Origin of the sequence: Pectobacterium brasiliense (genome assembly GCF_013449685.1) — a bacterium.
Lineage (GTDB): Bacteria > Pseudomonadota > Gammaproteobacteria > Enterobacterales > Enterobacteriaceae > Pectobacterium > Pectobacterium brasiliense_A.
In genome coordinates, this window is record NZ_JACDSF010000120.1 from 1 (window position 1) to 223 (window position 223).

1 pseudogene is annotated in these 223 nt (G+C 53.8%); it reads left to right on the top strand.

Annotated features, from left to right (window positions below):
- Nucleotides 1–223 (top strand): annotated as a pseudogene (locus H0248_RS21545) (hypothetical protein); the annotation flags it as partial.

The window sequence follows — 223 nt, forward strand, 5'->3', positions numbered from 1 at the left end:
CCGCGCGCTGCTCGAAGCCGCCGAACCGATTCGGGATAACCCGATAGTAGCCGAGTTGCTCATGACCGGCGTCGATGCACGAGTGGATTCAGCAAAGAACCAATTCAAGTTGAACGTGGCGGATGTAAAAAAAATTAATCAACTGCCCATCAAACTGATCCAGATCTCGGTGTTCGGTGCCGATCTGGGGGCGGCGTTAGCCCGGCGTTTTATCGATGAGTTG